At 50.4% G+C, this 18,457-nt stretch carries 13 protein-coding genes; all 13 read left to right on the forward strand.

The genetic code is table 11. The annotated features are described in order from the left end of the window. The first annotated feature begins 7 nt into the window (after positions 1-7). The 13 genes from rplJ to H7F31_RS06035 all read left to right on the forward strand — a co-directional run bounded on the left by rplJ (position 8) and on the right by H7F31_RS06035 (position 17,815). Positions 8-511, forward strand: a complete 504-nt coding sequence (gene rplJ / locus H7F31_RS05975; protein ID WP_187103416.1) for a 50S ribosomal protein L10 — start codon at positions 8-10, stop codon at positions 509-511. Positions 512-610: 99 nt separating this feature from the next. After that, on the forward strand, positions 611-973 hold the full coding sequence (rplL, locus tag H7F31_RS05980) for a 50S ribosomal protein L7/L12 (RefSeq protein ID WP_187103417.1): 363 nt from the start codon (positions 611-613) through the stop codon (positions 971-973). 131 nt (positions 974-1,104) lie between these two features. After that, positions 1,105-1,701 (forward strand): class I SAM-dependent methyltransferase, encoded by a 597-nt coding sequence (locus H7F31_RS05985; protein WP_187103418.1) that lies wholly within the window; start codon positions 1,105-1,107, stop codon positions 1,699-1,701. A 390-nt stretch (positions 1,702-2,091) separates the two neighbouring features. Further along, positions 2,092-5,637, forward strand: coding sequence for a DNA-directed RNA polymerase subunit beta (rpoB, locus tag H7F31_RS05990; protein WP_187103419.1), 3,546 nt, complete (start codon positions 2,092-2,094; stop codon positions 5,635-5,637). Between the two features lie 75 nt (positions 5,638-5,712). Continuing rightward, positions 5,713-9,339, forward strand: a complete 3,627-nt coding sequence (gene rpoC, locus H7F31_RS05995; RefSeq protein WP_087570301.1) for a DNA-directed RNA polymerase subunit beta' — start codon at positions 5,713-5,715, stop codon at positions 9,337-9,339. A 198-nt stretch (positions 9,340-9,537) separates the two neighbouring features. Then, complete coding sequence (locus H7F31_RS06000) at positions 9,538-9,702, forward strand: hypothetical protein (RefSeq protein WP_179215758.1); 165 nt, start codon at positions 9,538-9,540, stop codon at positions 9,700-9,702. 471 nt (positions 9,703-10,173) lie between these two features. Then, positions 10,174-10,593 (forward strand): 30S ribosomal protein S12, encoded by a 420-nt coding sequence (gene rpsL, locus H7F31_RS06005; protein ID WP_187103420.1) that lies wholly within the window; start codon positions 10,174-10,176, stop codon positions 10,591-10,593. A gap of 188 nt (positions 10,594-10,781) precedes the next feature. Next, positions 10,782-11,252: a 30S ribosomal protein S7 gene (gene rpsG, locus H7F31_RS06010; protein ID WP_087570303.1), complete on the forward strand. Its 471-nt coding sequence runs from the start codon at positions 10,782-10,784 to the stop codon at positions 11,250-11,252. A 29-nt stretch (positions 11,253-11,281) separates the two neighbouring features. Further along, on the forward strand, positions 11,282-13,363 hold the full coding sequence (fusA, locus tag H7F31_RS06015; RefSeq protein ID WP_187103421.1) for an elongation factor G: 2,082 nt from the start codon (positions 11,282-11,284) through the stop codon (positions 13,361-13,363). 120 nt (positions 13,364-13,483) lie between these two features. Then, positions 13,484-14,674: an elongation factor Tu gene (tuf, locus tag H7F31_RS06020; RefSeq protein WP_187103422.1), complete on the forward strand. Its 1,191-nt coding sequence runs from the start codon at positions 13,484-13,486 to the stop codon at positions 14,672-14,674. A 296-nt stretch (positions 14,675-14,970) separates the two neighbouring features. Next, a complete protein-coding gene (locus H7F31_RS06025) occupies positions 14,971-16,008 on the forward strand; it encodes an ABC transporter substrate-binding protein (RefSeq protein ID WP_187103423.1) in 1,038 nt (345 codons plus the stop codon). Between the two features lie 100 nt (positions 16,009-16,108). After that, positions 16,109-17,020, forward strand: a complete 912-nt coding sequence (locus tag H7F31_RS06030; protein WP_187103424.1) for an ABC transporter permease — start codon at positions 16,109-16,111, stop codon at positions 17,018-17,020. Further along, positions 17,021-17,815: an ABC transporter ATP-binding protein gene (locus H7F31_RS06035; RefSeq protein WP_187103425.1), complete on the forward strand. Its 795-nt coding sequence runs from the start codon at positions 17,021-17,023 to the stop codon at positions 17,813-17,815. Positions 17,816-18,457: the final 642 nt, after the last annotated feature.

Below are 18,457 nucleotides of genomic sequence, written 5' to 3' on the forward strand. Positions count from 1 at the left end.
GTACAGTTTGGCTAACGCTAAGATCATCCAAGAGAAACAAGAAGCGGTTGCGGTTGTCGCGTCGAAGCTCACTTCGAGCTCCAGCACGGTTATCGCCGACTATCGCGGATTGAACGTCGCGCAAGTAACTGAACTGCGTAAGCAACTCCGCGAAGCGGGCGTTGACTTCCAGGTTCTGAAAAACTCGATCGTTCGTCGCGCCACGGAAGGTACAGAACTGACGTCGCTGAACGACATTCTTACAGGTCCTACGGCAGTAGCATTCAGCGGCGAAGACGCTGTTGCTCCGGCCAAAATTCTTAACGACTTTGCCAAAAAGAACGATGCCCTGAAATTAAAAGGCGGCGTTGTAGAAGGTAAAGTCGTTAGCGCCGAAGAAATCAAGGCGCTTGCAGAGCTTCCTTCCCGCGAAGGCTTGCTCTCCATGCTCCTCAGCGTGCTTCAAGCTCCAATGCGCAACTTCGCGCTTGCGGTTAAAGCAGTTGGAGAAAAACAAGAAGCTAGCGCGTAAGCAAAGTTTCTGCCCCGGCAAGACCGATGCCGCCTGACAGGTCAGGCATCATAACTAGCAATACAACAACCAAAACTAAACCATTCGGAGGTATATACCATGTCTAAAGAGCAAATCTTGGAAGCCATTAAAGGTATGACAGTTCTTGAACTGAACGATCTCGTGAAAGCAATCGAAGAAGAATTCGGCGTAACTGCTGCAGCTCCAGTAGCAGTAGCAGCTGGCGGCGGCGCTGCTGAAGCTGCTGCTCAAACAGAATTCGACGTTATCCTGACAAGCGCTGGCGCTTCGAAGATCAACGTAATCAAAGTTGTTCGCGAAATCACGGGTCTTGGCCTGAAAGAAGCTAAAGAGCTGGTTGATGGCGCTCCTAAAGCTATCAAAGAAAAAATCGGCGAAGACGAAGCTAACGGTATCAAAGCTAAGCTTGAAGAAGCTGGCGCAGCCGTTGAAGTTAAGTAATATCGCTTCTCGATAACCTGCAGCGGGATGATCGTCTGACGAAAATCCCGCTGGCGAACCCCTTGATACCGTGAGGTAACAAGGGGTTCCTTGCATGTTGCCGAGTTATGAGGATAAGGAGGCGGCGGAACATGTCGAATCACTATTATTCCAAAGCGCCGGAGGCGAAACATAATCGCCAAACCGTCGAGACGCTTCTAAGGGGACGTAAGCTGAAGTTTACGACAGATGCAGGCGTGTTCTCCAAGACGGGCGTCGATTACGGCAGTAAAGTGTTGATTGATGCCATGGAACTGTCGGAGAGCGACCGAGTGCTCGATATCGGCTGCGGCTATGGGCCCATCGGGCTTAGCGCGGCAGGACTAGTTCCGCAAGGGTCGGTAACGATGGTCGATATTAATGAGAGAGCAGTAGAACTTGCGAAGGAGAATGCTGCGCTCAACGAGATTGGCAATGTGCAGATCATGCAAAGCGATCTCTATGAGTCCGTATCCGAGAGAGAGTTCGACGCCATTTTGACAAACCCGCCGATTCGTGCCGGCAAGGCGGTTGTCCACCGGATTTTTGAAGAAGGACATGCTTATTTAAAGAAGGGCGGCAGCTTGTGGGTCGTCATTCAGAAAAAGCAAGGGGCCCCATCTGCGCTGGAGAAGCTGGAGCAATTGTACGAGGAAGTGGTCGAAGTGACCAAAGACAAGGGATACCGGATTTTTCGAGCCAAAAAATAGAAATACCCGATTTTCGATCAAATGTCAATGTTTTTTTGTTTGAAACGTTGGAAATGAATTGACTTGACAATTTGGATATGGTAATATTATAAAATGTCAGTATAAAATTGCTGTAATTCTCTTTAGTTAACTAAAATGTCAAGTGCAATTTTCCGTAGGGAATGCATACTTTTGGAGCATTTGACGTATAATGTTTACATTTTGGGCAAAATACTTGATATGGGACCTGCGCGGTCAGCCGCGTCAGGCAAACTGCCGGAAACATGCTCTTTTTTCGAACCTATTCGATAAGGGCTTTTCTTTATTTATCTGTATGGGCGGCTGCCGCCGCCTAAGAGAGTAACGCAGTAGTATCGATGCTGTGAGACAGACACGAGGGGTGAGGTTAAGTTGGCAGGACAACTTGTTCAGTATGGTCGGCGTGCTAGAAGAAGCTACGCTAGGATCAGCGAGGTGCTGGAAGTCCCGAACCTGATTGAAATCCAACAAAAATCGTACGAGAAATTTTTGGACAGCGATTTAATCGAATTGTTCCAGGATATCTCTCCGATTTCGGACTTTACGGGCAATCTTTCACTGGAATTTATCGACTATAGCTTAGGCGAGCCGAAGTATTCGGTGGATGAGTCGAAGGAACGCGACGTAACTTACGCGGCTCCGCTGCGCGTAAAAGTAAGGCTGTTCAATAAGGAGACGGGCGAGGTTAAGGAGCAAGAAGTATTCATGGGCGATTTCCCGCTTATGACCGAGACCGGCACATTCATTATTAACGGCGCAGAACGCGTTATCGTCAGCCAATTGGTTCGTTCCCCGAGTGTGTACTTCAGCACGAAGGTAGATAAGAACGGCAAGAAGACGTACACGGCAACGGTTATTCCGAACCGTGGCGCTTGGCTGGAACTGGAAACGGATGCCAAGGACATCATCTACGTTCGTATCGACCGGACCCGGAAAATTCCGGTAACGGTACTTTTGCGCGCGCTTGGGTTTGGCACTGACGCCGAAATTCTGGATTTGCTCGGACATGACGAGTACATCCGCAACACGCTGGACAAAGATAGCACGGATTCCACGGAGAAAGCGCTGATCGAGATTTATGAGCGTCTTCGTCCGGGCGAGCCGCCTACTTTGGACAACGCGAAGAGCTTGCTTGTCGCTCGTTTCTTCGATCCAAAACGATATGACTTGGCCAATGTTGGCCGTTACAAAATAAACAAGAAGCTGCACATCAAGAACCGTCTGTTCAATCAGCGTCTTGCCGAGAACCTCGTTGATCCGTCTACTGGCGAGATCATCGCGGAATCCGGCCAGATGATTGACCGTCGCCTTCTTGACGAAATTCTCGAAAAGCTCGAGACCGACGTGGGTTTCAAGACGTACCATGTCGCTAACGGCGTTCTGGATGCGGATAGTATTCCACTCCAAGCCATCAGCGTATTCTCGCCGCTCGACGAAAATAAGGTAATCAAAGTTATCGCGAACGGTATAATCGACAAATCCGTCAAACATATTACGTCTGCGGATATTATTTCGTCGATTAACTACTTCATTAACTTGCTGCACGGCGTCGGCAGCACGGACGATATCGATCACCTGGGCAATCGTCGTCTGCGCTCCGTAGGCGAGCTGCTGCAGAACCAATTCCGAATTGGTCTATCCCGTATGGAACGCGTTGTCCGCGAGAGAATGTCGATTCAGGACGCCAACGCGATCACGCCGCAGGCGCTGATCAACATTCGTCCCGTTATCGCATCCATCAAGGAGTTTTTCGGTTCGTCCCAGCTGTCCCAGTTCATGGACCAGACGAATCCGCTTGCCGAGCTTACGCATAAGCGCCGTCTGTCCGCTCTGGGCCCCGGCGGTCTGACGCGGGAGCGCGCAGGCTTCGAAGTTCGTGACGTCCATCACTCGCATTATGGCCGGATGTGTCCGATCGAGACGCCTGAGGGGCCGAACATCGGTTTGATCAACTCTTTGTCCACGTTCGCCCGCATTAACGAATATGGCTTTATCGAAGCGCCGTATCGCTGGGTGGATCCCAAGACGGGTATCGTGACGAATCAGATCGCTTATTTGACGGCAGACGAAGAGGACAACTACGTTATCGCGCAAGCGAACGCGGAGCTCACTTCGGATAACAAGTTTTTGGAGCCGCAGACGATTGTTCGTTACAATAAACAAGCGGATAACATTTTGACTATGCCAAGCGACCGCGTCGACTATATGGACGTATCGCCTAAGCAGGTCGTGTCGGTTGCGACGGCGCTCATTCCGTTCCTTGAAAATGACGACTCCAACCGCGCGCTTATGGGTTCCAACATGCAACGGCAGGCTGTACCGCTGCTCATTCCTAAAGCTCCTTTCGTGGGCACGGGCATGGAGCATAAGGGAGCCAAGGACTCCGGCGTATGTATCGTGTCGAAATACGACGGCGTTATTGAACGTGCATCCGCCAACGAAATTTGGCTTCGCCGCGTCGAGATGATCGATGGCAAGCCGGTGAACGGAGATCTCGTGAAGCATAAGCTTCACAAGTTTATGCGTTCCAACCAGGGCACATGCATCAATCAGCGTCCGCTGGTCCGCAAAGGCGATATCATCAAGAAGGGTGATATCATGGCGGATGGTCCTTCCACGGAGATGGGTGAACTCGCGCTTGGCCGCAACGTTGTCGTTGCGTTTATGACGTGGGAAGGCTACAACTACGAGGATGCCATCTTGCTTAGCGAGAAGCTGGTTAAGGAAGACGTATACACGTCTATTCATATCGAAGAATACGAATCCGAAGCCCGCGATACGAAGCTGGGTCCGGAAGAGATTACACGCGACATCCCGAACGTCGGCGAAGAGGCGCTTCGCAATCTCGACGAGCGCGGTATTATCCGCGTCGGCGCCGAGATCGGCGCAGGCGACATTTTGGTCGGCAAGGTTACTCCGAAGGGCGTTACCGAGCTGACGGCCGAAGAGAGATTGCTTCATGCCATCTTCGGAGAAAAAGCTCGCGAGGTTCGCGACACTTCGCTTCGCGTACCGCATGGTACCGACGGCATCGTCGTGGATGTAAAAGTATTTACCCGCGAAAACGGCGACGAACTGCCTCCGGGCGTTAACCAGCTCGTGCGCGCTTATATCGCTCAGAAGCGTAAGATCTCCGAAGGCGACAAGATGGCCGGACGTCACGGTAACAAAGGGGTTATCGCACGTATCATGCCGGAAGAAGATATGCCGTTCCTGCCGGACGGAACTCCTGTAGAGGTCGTTCTGAATCCGCTCGGCGTTCCTTCCCGGATGAACATCGGTCAAGCGCTGGAGGTTCACCTTGGCATGGCGTGCAAGCATCTGGGCATTCATGCCGCCACTCCTGTATTCGACGGCGCGAACGAAGAAGACGTCTTCGATACGATGGAAGAAGCAGGCATGCAGCGGAACGGTAAGACGGTTCTGTACGATGGACGTACGGGCGAATCGTTCGAACGCGAAGTAACGGTTGGCGTCATGTACATGATCAAGCTCGCGCACATGGTCGACGACAAGATCCATGCCCGTTCCACGGGTCCATACTCCCTCGTTACGCAACAGCCGCTGGGTGGTAAAGCCCAGTTCGGCGGACAGCGTTTCGGCGAGATGGAAGTTTGGGCGCTCGAGGCTTATGGCGCTGCTTATACGCTTCAAGAAATTCTTACCGTCAAGTCCGATGACGTGGTCGGCCGCGTGAAAACGTACGAGTCGATCGTCAAGGGCGAGAACGTGCCGGAGCCTGGCGTTCCAGAATCGTTTAAAGTTTTGATCAAAGAGCTTCAGAGCTTGGGTATGGACGTTAAAATCCTGTCCGAAAATGAAGAAGAGATCGAAATGAAGGAAATCGACGACGAGGATGAGGGTACGGGCGACAAGTTGAACCTCAATCTGGAAGGCGCCGAAGCAGGAGCCGAATAAGCTTTATCTTCGAATTGGCCTCGATAGAGGTTTTCTCAATAGACACCGTCATACATGACGAAGGAGGGTTGCTCCTTGTTGGACGTGAACAACTTCGAGTATATGAAAATAGGTCTGGCTTCGCCGGATAAAATTCGCTCGTGGTCCCGCGGAGAAGTCAAGAAGCCGGAAACCATTAACTACAGAACGTTGAAACCCGAGAAGGAAGGTCTCTTCTGCGAGAAGATCTTCGGTCCGACCAAGGACTGGGAGTGCCATTGCGGCAAATATAAGCGGGTTCGTTACAAAGGCGTTGTCTGCGATCGCTGCGGCGTCGAAGTAACTCGCGCCAAAGTTCGCCGCGAGCGGATGGGTCATATTGAATTGGCAGCTCCCGTCTCCCATATCTGGTATTTTAAAGGCATTCCGAGCCGCATGGGGCTTGCACTCGATATGTCCCCGCGTTCGCTGGAGGAGATTATCTACTTTGCATCCTATGTCGTAACGGATCCAGGGGATACGCCTCTCGAAAAGAAACAGCTCCTGTCCGAGAAGGAATACCGCAGCTACCGCGAGAAATACGGCTACGGCTTCCAAGCCGGCATGGGCGCTGAAGCGGTCAAAAAGCTGCTTCAGGATATCGACGTTGAGCGTGAGCTTGAGCAGCTGAAGGAAGATCTTCGTACCGCTCAAGGGCAGCGTCGTAACCGCGCTATCAAGCGTCTCGAAGTTATCGAAGCTTTCCGCAACTCCGGCAACGAGCCGGAATGGATGATTCTAGACGTGCTCCCGGTTATCCCGCCGGAGCTTCGTCCGATGGTACAGCTGGACGGCGGCCGCTTTGCGACCTCCGACCTGAACGATCTGTATCGCCGCGTAATCAACCGGAACAACCGTCTTAAGCGTCTGCTTGATCTCGGCGCGCCGGACATTATCGTACAGAACGAAAAACGTATGCTTCAGGAAGCGGTTGACGCCCTGATCGATAACGGACGTCGCGGACGTCCGGTAACGGGTCCCGGCAACCGTCCTCTGAAATCCCTAAGCCACATGCTAAAGGGTAAGCAAGGACGTTTCCGTCAGAACCTTTTGGGTAAACGGGTTGACTATTCCGGTCGTTCCGTTATCGTCGTAGGTCCAAACCTTAAGATGTTCCAATGCGGTCTTCCTAAGGAAATGGCACTGGAGCTGTTCAAGCCGTTCGTGATGAAGGAGCTTGTAAACAAAGGCCTTGCCCATAATATCAAAAGCGCGAAACGTAAAGTCGAACGCGTAAGCCCAGAAGTATGGGATGTTCTCGAAGAAGTCATTAAAGAGCATCCGGTTCTCTTGAACCGTGCCCCCACGCTGCACAGACTCGGCATTCAGGCATTCGAGCCGATTCTTGTCGAGGGACGCGCGATCAAGCTGCATCCGCTCGTATGTACGGCATACAACGCCGACTTCGACGGTGACCAGATGGCCGTTCACGTACCGCTCTCCGCGGAAGCGCAAGCGGAAGCGCGCCTGCTTATGCTGGCGTCCGGCAACATCCTTAACCCTAAGGACGGCAAACCGGTCGTCACGCCTTCCCAGGATATGGTGCTTGGCAGCTTCTATCTGACGATGGACAACAAGGAAGCCAAAGGCTCCGGATCCGTCTTCGCGACGGTCAACGAAGCGATCTCCTCGTACCAACGTGGTATCGTATCGCTGCATGCGCGCATTTTCATCCCGGTGAAAGTGCTCAATAAGAAAAACTTTACGGAGAAACAGCAAGCTTCTCTAATGGCTACTACGGTAGGTAAAGTGATCTTTAACGAAATCTTCCCCGAAGATTTCCCGTATATCAACGAAGCGACGAAAGTAAACCTTCTGCAAGGTACGCCTGACAAGTACTTTGTGTACGAAAAGGGTTCGGACTTGACGAAGTTTGTCGATGAGATCGCAACAGCTGGCGCGGTAGGCAAAGACTTCCTCGGCACGATCATTGCAGAATGCTTCCGTCAGTACCATACAACCTTGACTGCGGTTATTCTTGACCGCATCAAGCAGCTAGGCTTCACTTATTCCACCAAAGCGGGCATTACGATCGGCGTATCCGACGTTATTGTTCCGAAGGAAAAAGCGGAGATCATGAAAGCTTCCGACGAGAAGGTCGCTACCGTTATGAATCAGTACCGCCGCGGTCTGATTACGAACGAAGAGCGTTATGACCGGATCATCAGCATCTGGAGCAAATGCAAGGACGAGATTACGGAAGTCCTTATGAAATCGATGGATCGTTACAACAACATCATGCTCATGGTCGACTCCAAAGCACGGGGTAACAAATCCCAGATTACACAGCTTGGCGGCATGCGTGGTCTGATGGCGAATCCATCCGGCCGTATCATCGAGTTGCCGATCAAATCGAACTTCCGCGAAGGCCTAACCGTCCTCGAGTACTTCATCTCGACGCACGGAGCCCGGAAAGGTCTTGCCGATACGGCTCTTCGTACGGCCGACTCCGGTTACCTGACTCGCCGTCTCGTAGACGTTGCGCAGGACGTTATCGTTCGCGAAGACGATTGCGGCACGGACAAAGGGTTTACCGTTAGCAAGATCCAGGACGGCAAAGAAGTCATCGAGGACCTGTACGACCGTATCGAAGGGCGTTACGCATTCGAGACGATTCGTCATCCGAAGACTGGCGAAATTATCGTCAACCGCAGCGAACTGATCGACTCCGGCAAAGCAGATGCGATTATCGATGCGGGCGTAGAGAAACTCCAAATCCGTTCCGTACTGAGCTGCCGCGCGCGTCATGGCGTCTGCAAAATCTGCTACGGCCGTAACCTGGCAACCGGCAAGCACGTTGAGATCGGCGAAGCGGTAGGCATTATCGCGGCGCAATCCATCGGCGAACCGGGAACACAGCTGACGATGCGTACATTCCATACCGGCGGCGTTGCCGGCGACGATATTACGCAAGGTCTCCCGCGTATCCAGGAGCTCTTCGAGGCGCGTAATCCGAAAGGTCAAGCGATTATCTCCGAGCTCGACGGCGTTATCAAGGAAATTCGCGAGGCGAAGGACCGCAGAGAGATCGAAGTGCAAGGCGAAGCCGAGACGAAGGTGTACGCTGTGACATACGGCTCGCGTATTCGCGTGACGGAAGGACAGCACATCGAAGCAGGCGACGAATTGACCGACGGTTCCATCGATCCGAAGGATATGCTGCGCATTAAGGGTATCCGTGGCGTTCAGAACTATATCCTGCAGGAAGTACAGCGCGTATATCGGAACCAGGGCGTTGAGATCAACGACAAACACGTCGAGGTTATGATCAAGCAAATGCTCCGGAAGATCCGTATCGTGGACGCTGGAGGTACGACACTGCTGCCAGGCGCGTTCGTGGACATTCACGAATACGAGTCCGCTAACCGTGAAGCGATTTTCGCTGACAAGGAGCCTGCGGTTGCGAAGCCCGTACTGCTTGGTATTACGAAGGCGTCGCTGGAGACGGATTCGTTCCTGTCCGCGGCATCGTTCCAAGAGACGACTCGCGTACTGACCGACGCTGCTATCAAAGGCAAAGTCGACCAGTTGCTCGGCCTGAAGGAGAATGTTATCATCGGCAAGCTGATCCCGGCTGGTACGGGCATGCAGCGTTACCGCAACATTCGCTTCGCCGGGTTGGAAGACGAAATTGTCGAAGGCATGGAGCTTGAAGAAGCTGCGGAAGCTGTAGTGGTCGAATAATGATTAAGGATCAGCACAGATGTGCTGATCTCAACAGAAACGATGCTTTCCCCTTGAGGGGGAAGGTGTCGTTTCTTTTTTTTTTGCATGCGAAATGAGTCGAAAAAATAGATAAAATTTTTTTTATAAAACCTACAACTACTTGCGTCTTACAGGTGTTTATAGGATGAAGGTACATGCGCGATAGGAGAGGGATCCATGTTGTCGAATAGCCACGAAATCGACGAAGTGCTTGAGTACATCAGAATTAAATTTGAGGTTCCACATGGAGACGTTGAGCTTGAGCTTGAACTGGCAGGCATTCGGGCAGAGCTCGAGAAGCTGCAAAAAAAATCGGTGATTATACAAGCGAATTTTGGATAGCCTGTACCTGCTCCGGTCGTAACAGCGAGTCGATTCCGTATGAGAAACGGGTATTGCATATCGATAAAGATCGGGCAGGTATAGAGCGGCCGCGGGCCAATCCGTACCTTTCCGCTAAGTCAATTGACTAAGACCGATATGCAAAATATTCGTAAATAGGGCTAAACGACAAAAAGTGCCATTAATCTTGCTTGACATTGGTATAGGCGAAGTGATAATATATCGAAGTGTGCCTGATGACCGGGCTTATGGAATACTTTTGTTTCATTATGAACCGCCTGGGTCTGTGGGCTTAAACTGTGGATGAAATGTCTACCATGAGAAAACCTTTATCGAGGTCGATCAAAGATGAGCGACCGCGTTTTTAGGGTAGGTTTTATCGCCAATAAGACTTTATGTTTCCGACATGCACGGAAATTGTCAATTCTTATGTGGACATCAAGACATGAATAAGGGGAAGGGGGTGGCAACATGCCAACTATTAACCAGCTCGTTCGCAAAGGCCGTCAAGCGAAAGTCGTGAAATCGAAATCGCCAGCCTTGCAAAGAGGTTTCAACGCTCTGAAACGTGAAGCAACTGAAATCAACGCTCCGCAAAAACGCGGTGTGTGCACTCGTGTAGGTACAATGACTCCGAAAAAACCGAACTCCGCGCTTCGTAAGTACGCGCGTGTACGCTTGACTAACCGTGTTGAGGTTACTGCGTACATCCCAGGTATCGGTCATAACCTGCAAGAGCACAGCGTTGTTTTGATCCGTGGCGGTCGTGTTAAGGACCTTCCGGGTGTACGTTACCATATCGTTCGCGGCGCATTGGATACTGCGGGTGTTAACAACCGTAACCAGGCCCGTTCCAAATACGGTACGAAACGTCCTAAAGTTAAAAAGTAAGAAAACCTTTATCGAGGTTACTCGAAGATGAGCGACCGCGTTTAGAGGTAGGTTTTATTGCCAATAGGAATGATTTTCCTAACGATGTATCGCGTTAAAGATCATAAACATTCCTATGTAGTAAGAATAGCCCGATCGGGATATTCCAAGCAAGTACAAGCCACTATTAGAAGAAAGGGGGACTTTACATGCCACGCAAAGGTCCTGTAACAAAACGCGATGTGCTGCCGGATCCGGTTTACAATAGCAAACTGGTAACTCGTCTGATCAACCGTATTATGATCGACGGCAAGAGAGGTACTGCACAAACGCTGTTATACGATGCTTTCAAGCTGATTCAGGAGCGTTCCGGTAAAGATCCAATGGAAGTGTTCGAAGCAGCATTGAAAAACATCATGCCGGTTCTTGAGGTTAAGGCTCGCCGTGTAGGCGGCGCTAACTATCAAGTGCCTATCGAGGTTAAGCCTGAGCGCCGTACGGCTCTTGGTCTTCGTTGGCTCGTGAACTACTCGCGCAACCGCGGCGAGAAAACGATGACTGAACGTCTGGCTGCCGAGATTTTGGATGCTTCCAATAACACTGGCGCATCTGTTAAGAAGCGTGAAGACACGCACAAAATGGCTGAAGCAAACAAAGCGTTTGCTCACTACCGTTGGTAGGATAACCATAATCGAGAGGAGACAAATTTATGGCAAGAGAGTTCTCCTTGGAAAATACGCGTAATATCGGGATTATGGCGCATATTGACGCTGGTAAAACCACAACCACTGAACGGATCTTGTTCTTCACGGGCCGTACCCACAAAATTGGCGAGGTGCACGAAGGTGCAGCTACAATGGACTGGATGGAACAAGAACAAGAGCGCGGCATCACAATTACGTCTGCCGCTACTACCGCTCAATGGAAGGGTAACCGCATCAATATCATCGATACTCCGGGTCACGTTGACTTCACAGTTGAAGTTGAACGCTCCCTACGCGTATTGGACGGGGCCGTTGGTGTTTTCAGTGCAAAAGAAGGCGTTGAGCCACAATCCGAAACGGTATGGCGTCAAGCCGACCGCTACGGCGTTCCACGGATCGCTTACGTTAACAAGATGGATATCATCGGCGCAGACTACCTGAATGTTGTCAAAGACATGCGTGAGCGTCTGCAAGCCAATGCCGTTGCGATTCAATTGCCTATCGGCGCAGAATCCGACTTCGTCGGCGTAATCGACATTGTTGAGCGTGTGGCTTACAAGTACGTTGATGATCTGGGCAAGGATCCGATTAAAGGCGAGATCCCTGCTGAGTATGCTGACCAAGTTGAAGAACTTCGCAGCGAACTCGTAGAGAAGGTCGCAGAACTGGACGAAGATCTGATGATGAAGTATCTGGAAGGTGAAGAAATCACAATTCCAGAACTGAAGGCTGTTCTTCGTAAAGGCGTTTGTGACGTTAAGATTTTCCCTGTAGTAGCCGGTTCTTCCTATCGTAACAAAGGCGTTCAATTGGTATTGGATGCGGTTGTTGACTACTTGCCTGCGCCAGTTGACGTACCATCTATTAAAGGTACGCTCGAAGATGGCGAAGAAGCGGTACGTCCTTCTTCCGACTCGGAGCCGTTCTCGGCTCTGGCATTCAAAATCATGACGGACCCTTACGTAGGACGTTTGACGTTCTTCCGCGTATACTCGGGTATCCTGAAGTCCGGATCGTATGTTCTTAACGCAACTAAGGGCAAACGCGAGCGGATTGGCCGGATTCTGCAGATGCACGCGAACAGCCGTCAAGAGATCTCGGAAGTACACTCGGGCGATATCGCTGCCGCGGTAGGTCTGAAGGATACGACTACGGGAGATACGCTGTGCGACGAGAAGTTCCCAATCGTTCTTGAATCGATGAACTTCCCTGAACCCGTTATCCAAATCGCAATCGAGCCTAAGACGAAAGCAGACCAAGACAAACTTGGCGTTGCAATCTCCAAGCTCGCCGAGGAAGATCCGACATTCCGCGCTTATACGGACGAAGAAACGAACCAAACGATCATCGCGGGTATGGGTGAGCTTCACCTTGAGATCCTCGTTGACCGTATGCTTCGTGAATTCAAAGTAGAGACGAATGTAGGTAAACCTCAGGTTGCTTACCGTGAGACCTTCCGCCAAGGAGCTAAGGTTGAAGGTAAATTCGTACGTCAATCCGGCGGTAAAGGTCAGTTCGGTCATTGTTGGGTCGAGTTCGAACCACAAGAGGCTGGAGCAGGCTTCGTCTTCGAAAGCAAAGTTGTGGGTGGATCGATTCCTCGTGAATACATCGCCCCAATCCAAGCGGGTATCGAAGAGTCGATGAAGAATGGCGTTATCGCCGGCTTCCCGCTCGTTGATATCAAAGCGACTGTTGTCGATGGATCCTATCATGACGTCGACTCCTCTGAGATGGCATTTAAGATCGCTGGTTCCCTGGCGCTTAAAGCAGCGAAAGACAAGTGTAAACCTGTCCTTCTCGAGCCAATCATGAAGGTCGAAGTTACGGTTCCAGAAGAGTACATGGGCGACGTTATGGGTATGCTGAACTCCCGTCGTGGTCGCATCGAGGGTATGGATTCCCGCGCAGGCGCGCAAATTATCCGTTCCAAGGTGCCTCTCTCCGAGATGTTCGGTTACTCCACAACTCTTCGTTCCGGTACGCAAGGACGCGGCGTATTCTCGATGGAGCTTTCTCACTACGAAGAAGTTCCGAAATCGATCTCCGAAGAGATCATTGCCAAGCACAAAGGTTCGGCTGAGTAATAGCCGACTGGCTGCTCTAGCATGAACAAGTTGTATTTTGGCCGGTGTTCAGGTGTGATTTCGCTCTCGATGCCGGCCCACACATAAAATATCAAGTGATATTGAGGAGGATTAAGTTCAATGGCTAAGTCTAAATTTGAACGTACTAAACCGCATGTTAACATCGGTACTATCGGTCACGTCGACCATGGCAAAACAACTCTGACTGCTGCGATCACAACTGTACTTTCCAAAAGATACGGCGGCGCGGCTATCGCGTTTGACCAAATCGACAAAGCTCCAGAAGAGCGCGAGCGCGGTATCACAATCTCCACATCCCACGTTGAGTATGAGACTCCTAACCGTCACTATGCTCACGTTGACTGCCCAGGTCACGCCGACTATGTTAAAAACATGATCACAGGCGCTGCACAAATGGACGGAGCGATCCTGGTTGTATCCGCATCTGACGGCCCAATGCCGCAAACGCGCGAGCACATCCTGCTCTCCCGTCAAGTAGGCGTTCCTTACATCGTTGTCTTCCTGAACAAATGCGACATGGTTGAAGACGAAGAGCTTCTTGAGCTGGTTGAAATGGAAGTTCGCGATCTTCTGTCCGAGTATGACTTCCCAGGCGACGACACTCCAATCATCCGCGGCGCGGCTCGTGAAGCTCTTGCTAACCCAGATGGTCCTTGGGCTGACAAAGTCATCGAGCTGTTCGAGCAAGTTGACACTTACATCCCAACTCCTGAGCGCGACACGGCTAAGCCTTTCCTTATGCCTGTCGAGGACGTATTCACAATCACAGGCCGTGGTACAGTTGCTACAGGTCGCGTAGAGCGTGGCGTTATCAAAGTTGGCGACGAGATCGAAATCATCGGTCTGCAAGAAGAAACTCGCAAATCCGTTGTTACGGGCGTTGAGATGTTCCGTAAATTGCTTGACTCCGCTCAAGCTGGCGACAACGTAGGCGCACTTCTTCGCGGTGTTGACCGTAAAGACATCGAGCGCGGTCAAGTTCTGGCTAAACCAGGTTCCGTTAAGCCACACACGAACTTCACGGCTCAAATCTACGTTCTGACTAAAGAAGAGGGTGGCCGTCACAAGCCTTTCTTTACTGGCTACCGTCCACAGTTCTACTTCCGTACAACTGACGTTACAGGTATCATCAACCTGCCAGAAGGCACTGAGATGGTTATGCCTGGCGACAACATCACAGTTACAGTTGAACTGATCGCTCCAATCGCGGTTGAAGAAGGAACTCGCTTCTCCATCCGTGAAGGCGGCCGTACTGTAGGCGCTGGCGCTGTTGCAACAATCCAAAAATAATGACATGCGGCGACTCGCCGCATGCATGGAAAACCTCCACTTCGGTGGAGGTTTTTTTTTCGTTCTCGTTTTTTAATGACAATAATTATCATAAAAATTGGCATTGACGAGGTCGCTAGTAAACAATTATGATTAAGTTCATATGAGTATAAACGCATTTTTTTGTATTTATATCAAAAATATTATCGTTTTCTCTAATACTTTAACGACAAAAAGCGATAAAGCTTTGATGCATCTACAGGGAATTGCGGGAAAGTAATACAAAATAATGAAAAGAGCGAGAGGGGTTTAACATCATGAAAAAGAAGTTTTGGTTAGGACTGGCACTTGCGTCAGTAATGGTTGTTACGGCGGCATGCGGAGGCAATAACGGTAAACCAAGCGAAGGCAATGGAGAACAGGCCGGGGCGACCAATGCTCCCGAGGCCGGCAAGACATACAACATCGCGATATCTCAAATTGTCGAGCACCCTTCTCTCGATGCTACGCGTGAAGGGTTTCTGGCCGCGCTGAAAGACGCAGGTCTTGAAGTGAACGTGGATTACAATAATGCACAGGGAGATCCTAACAATTTTAAATCTATTGCCGAGAAAATTGCTTCTGGCAATGCCGACCTGGCACTCGGGATCGCAACGAATACCAGCAGCGCCTTGGTGGAAGAAGTAAAGGACAAGCCAGTATTGTTTGCTGCTGTTACAGATCCTTTGAAAGAGAAACTTGTCCCGCAGTTGAAAGCTCCGGGCGGCAATGTAACAGGCGCGTCGGATACAAATCCGGAAGCGATCGTTCAGTTGATGGATTTTATCGCGAAGGAACTGCCCGAGGTTAAAAAGGTAGGCATTATTATAAATGAAGGCGAACCCAATGCGGTTGTAATGAGTGATATTGCGCAAGAGGCGCTGTCCAAGCACGGCATCGAGCTTGTAAAAGCCCCGATTGTAAATAGCTCCGATGTGCAGCAAGCGGCCCAGTCCTTGGTTGGACGTGTTGACGCGGTATATATTACGCTAGACAACACTGTTGTTGAAGGAGCTGATGCAATCCTGGACGTAGTGGAAAAAAATAAAATTCCATTCTTCTCCGCGGATCGCGATACGGTAGAAAAAGGCGCATTTGCAACGGTTGGATTTAAATACTTTGACCATGGTTATGAAGTTGGCCAAATGGCGGTAGAGATTCTTAAAAACGGCAAAAAACCGGGTGAGCTCGATGTGCGGACGCCAGAGAAGCTGGACTTTATACTCAATCTTAAGGCAGCAGAAGCACAAGGAATTACCGTAACAGAAGCGATGAAGGCGTATGTCAAAGATCCAGAAAACAATATCATCGAGTAATTCGTTGAACATGATACAGACATAGATTTAAATGGGGGGATCGAATTTCCGATTCGCCCCATTGTTATTCTAATGTAGGATTCTTGAAAGGAGGACTCAAATGCTTGTATCTTTGACTGGCGCTGTCGAAAGTGGATTATTGTATGCATTGATGGCGCTTGGCGTCTACATTACGTTCCGTATTTTGGATTTCCCTGACCTGACGGTGGATGGCAGTTTCACAACCGGTGCAGCGATTGGGACTGTAATGACAATTGCAGGCTCTCCGCCATGGTTGGCGGTAATATATGCCTTCTTGGGCGGAGCGCTTGCGGGAATGCTAACAGGGCTTCTTCACACCAAAGGGAAAGTAAACGGGTTACTATCCGGCATCATTATGATGATTGCGTTGTATTCCGTTAATCTTCGCATATTGGGTAAGCCGAATGTATCGTTGCGAGGAGAAGAAAACGTATTCGACGGATCATCAGTGCTTATCATTGGATTGATTCTTGGCATCGCTGTCAAGATCGGCCTGGACCTGTTTTTTAAAACAAACATGGGACTTAGCCTTCGAGCAACCGGGGATAATGGCCGTATGATTCGCAGCTTCGGAGCCAACACAGATAACACGATTATTATGGGGGTAGCGCTGTCTAATGCGTTAGTTGCCAGTTCTGGCGCGCTTATCGCTCATTCGCAAAATGGAGCGAATAACTCCATGGGGATAGGCATGATCGTGATCGGATTGGCATCGGTCATAATCGGCGAGGCTATATTCGGCGCCAAAACGATATTCCGCGCGACGCTTGCCGTTCTGCTTGGCGCGATTATCTATCGTATTATTTACGCATTGGCGTTGCGAGTAGAATGGCTTGATGCGCAGGATATGAAGCTTATTACAGCAACCATTATCGTGTGCGCCCTTGTCGTGCCAACCATACGGAGAGCCGTAAAGACCAAATCGATGGCTAAAAAACGTACAGAAGAAGTATTGGCGTCGATTAGCCATACCGCTGGAGGTGGACGCTAAATGCTGCGAATCGAAGGCGTGTCCAAATTATTTAATCCCGGTACGGTGGACGAAAAGATCGCTTTAATGAATGCCCAACTGCATCTAAAGCCGGGAGACTTCGTGACGGTGATCGGGAGTAATGGTGCCGGGAAGTCCACTCTTATGAATATTATCTCTGGCGTAATGAGGCCTGATGCTGGCAACATAATTATAGAAGACAGGGACGTCAGCGAAGTTAGCGAGTACCATAAGAGTCGGTGGATCGGCCGGGTATTTCAGGATCCCATGGCCGGAACGGCACCGCGGATGACGATCGAAGAAAATCTTGCGATTGCATACAAACGCGGCAAGACCCGCGGCTTTTCTTTCGGAGTCACAAACAAAACCCGTAAAATCTTCCGAGAGGAGCTGCATCGTCTCGGAATCGGGCTCGAGAACCGTATGGGCGCCAAGGTTGGATTGCTGTCCGGCGGGGAGCGGCAAGCTTTGAGCCTGCTGATGGCCACATTTACACGTCCGCAGATCCTTTTGCTCGACGAGCATACGGCAGCGCTGGATCCTGCTAGAGCGGAGCTCGTGACGACGCTGACCGAAGCTATTGTGCGCGAGCTGAACTTGACTACGCTTATGGTCACGCACAACATGGAGCAAGCCATTCGTCTTGGAAATCGCCTCATTATGATGGACAAGGGCAGAATTATTTTACAAGTCGATGAAGATCGCAAAAAAGATCTGACCGTCGAGCGGTTGCTTGGAGAGTTCGAACAGATCAGCGGCAAGAAGATGGCGGACGATCGTGTCGTGCTGGGGTAGCAGAACTAATCAAAAAGCTCGGCAGTTTGCGGATGCAATTCGGTATCCGTTGGCTGCCTAGCTTTTTTTGTTTGATCGCATCAACACTGACGGGGACTGTCGCTCTGCCGCGCGCTCTTTAGTTATGATGGAGGGATGAAGTGAGTGTAGAGTGGATCAAGGAGAGAAGTGTAAAGAGAATAATTTGAGAGTAAAGAATAGGGGTTAAGGAGTATTGGTGTTGAGCTCTGAATACGGGTGTTGAATGGTACGGGGACGGAGGGGAGCACTGCGCGGTGCGCGGATGATGGCGGTAGAACGAAACGTAATACATGAGGAGCAGAATACTAAGCGATTGCGCAGTCTTGATAAATCTTATGCTATTTCAAGTGCTACTAGCAACATTAAGTCGCTTGTCGCGCCATACGCCGAAAGGTACGCGCGATGTCGGTAAAATCCTTTAACGGACATAGATGGCCTTATTTAGTGAAAAGCATGCATTTTGTATTTATAACGGACATGAGCAACACTATCTGCACAAATTACGATCACTTACACTGAAATGAGCAGGAATAAGGTATTCTATGTCCGTTAGAATCTTGGAATGAGGATATTGCGGCAAATAACGTCGCTTATGTCCGTTAGCTCCGCTCCCAATTGTCA

This window comes from Paenibacillus sp. PAMC21692 (genome assembly GCF_014303795.1).
GTDB lineage: Bacteria > Bacillota > Bacilli > Paenibacillales > Paenibacillaceae > Pristimantibacillus > Pristimantibacillus agaridevorans.

Excerpts from the sequence above, each read along its gene's own strand:
- H7F31_RS05985 (WP_187103418.1), top strand. The coding sequence starts at position 1,105 with ATGTCGAATCACTATTATTCCAAAGCGCCGGAGGCGAAACATAATCGC.
- fusA (WP_187103421.1), top strand. The coding sequence starts at position 11,282 with ATGGCAAGAGAGTTCTCCTTGGAAAATACGCGTAATATCGGGATTATG.
- H7F31_RS06025 (WP_187103423.1), top strand. The coding sequence starts at position 14,971 with ATGAAAAAGAAGTTTTGGTTAGGACTGGCACTTGCGTCAGTAATGGTT.
- rplL (WP_187103417.1), top strand. The coding sequence starts at position 611 with ATGTCTAAAGAGCAAATCTTGGAAGCCATTAAAGGTATGACAGTTCTT.
- rpsL (WP_187103420.1), top strand. The coding sequence starts at position 10,174 with ATGCCAACTATTAACCAGCTCGTTCGCAAAGGCCGTCAAGCGAAAGTC.
- H7F31_RS06030 (WP_187103424.1), top strand. The coding sequence starts at position 16,109 with ATGCTTGTATCTTTGACTGGCGCTGTCGAAAGTGGATTATTGTATGCA.
- H7F31_RS06000 (WP_179215758.1), top strand. The coding sequence starts at position 9,538 with ATGTTGTCGAATAGCCACGAAATCGACGAAGTGCTTGAGTACATCAGA.
- H7F31_RS06035 (WP_187103425.1), top strand. The coding sequence starts at position 17,021 with ATGCTGCGAATCGAAGGCGTGTCCAAATTATTTAATCCCGGTACGGTG.
- tuf (WP_187103422.1), top strand. The coding sequence starts at position 13,484 with ATGGCTAAGTCTAAATTTGAACGTACTAAACCGCATGTTAACATCGGT.
- rpsG (WP_087570303.1), top strand. The coding sequence starts at position 10,782 with ATGCCACGCAAAGGTCCTGTAACAAAACGCGATGTGCTGCCGGATCCG.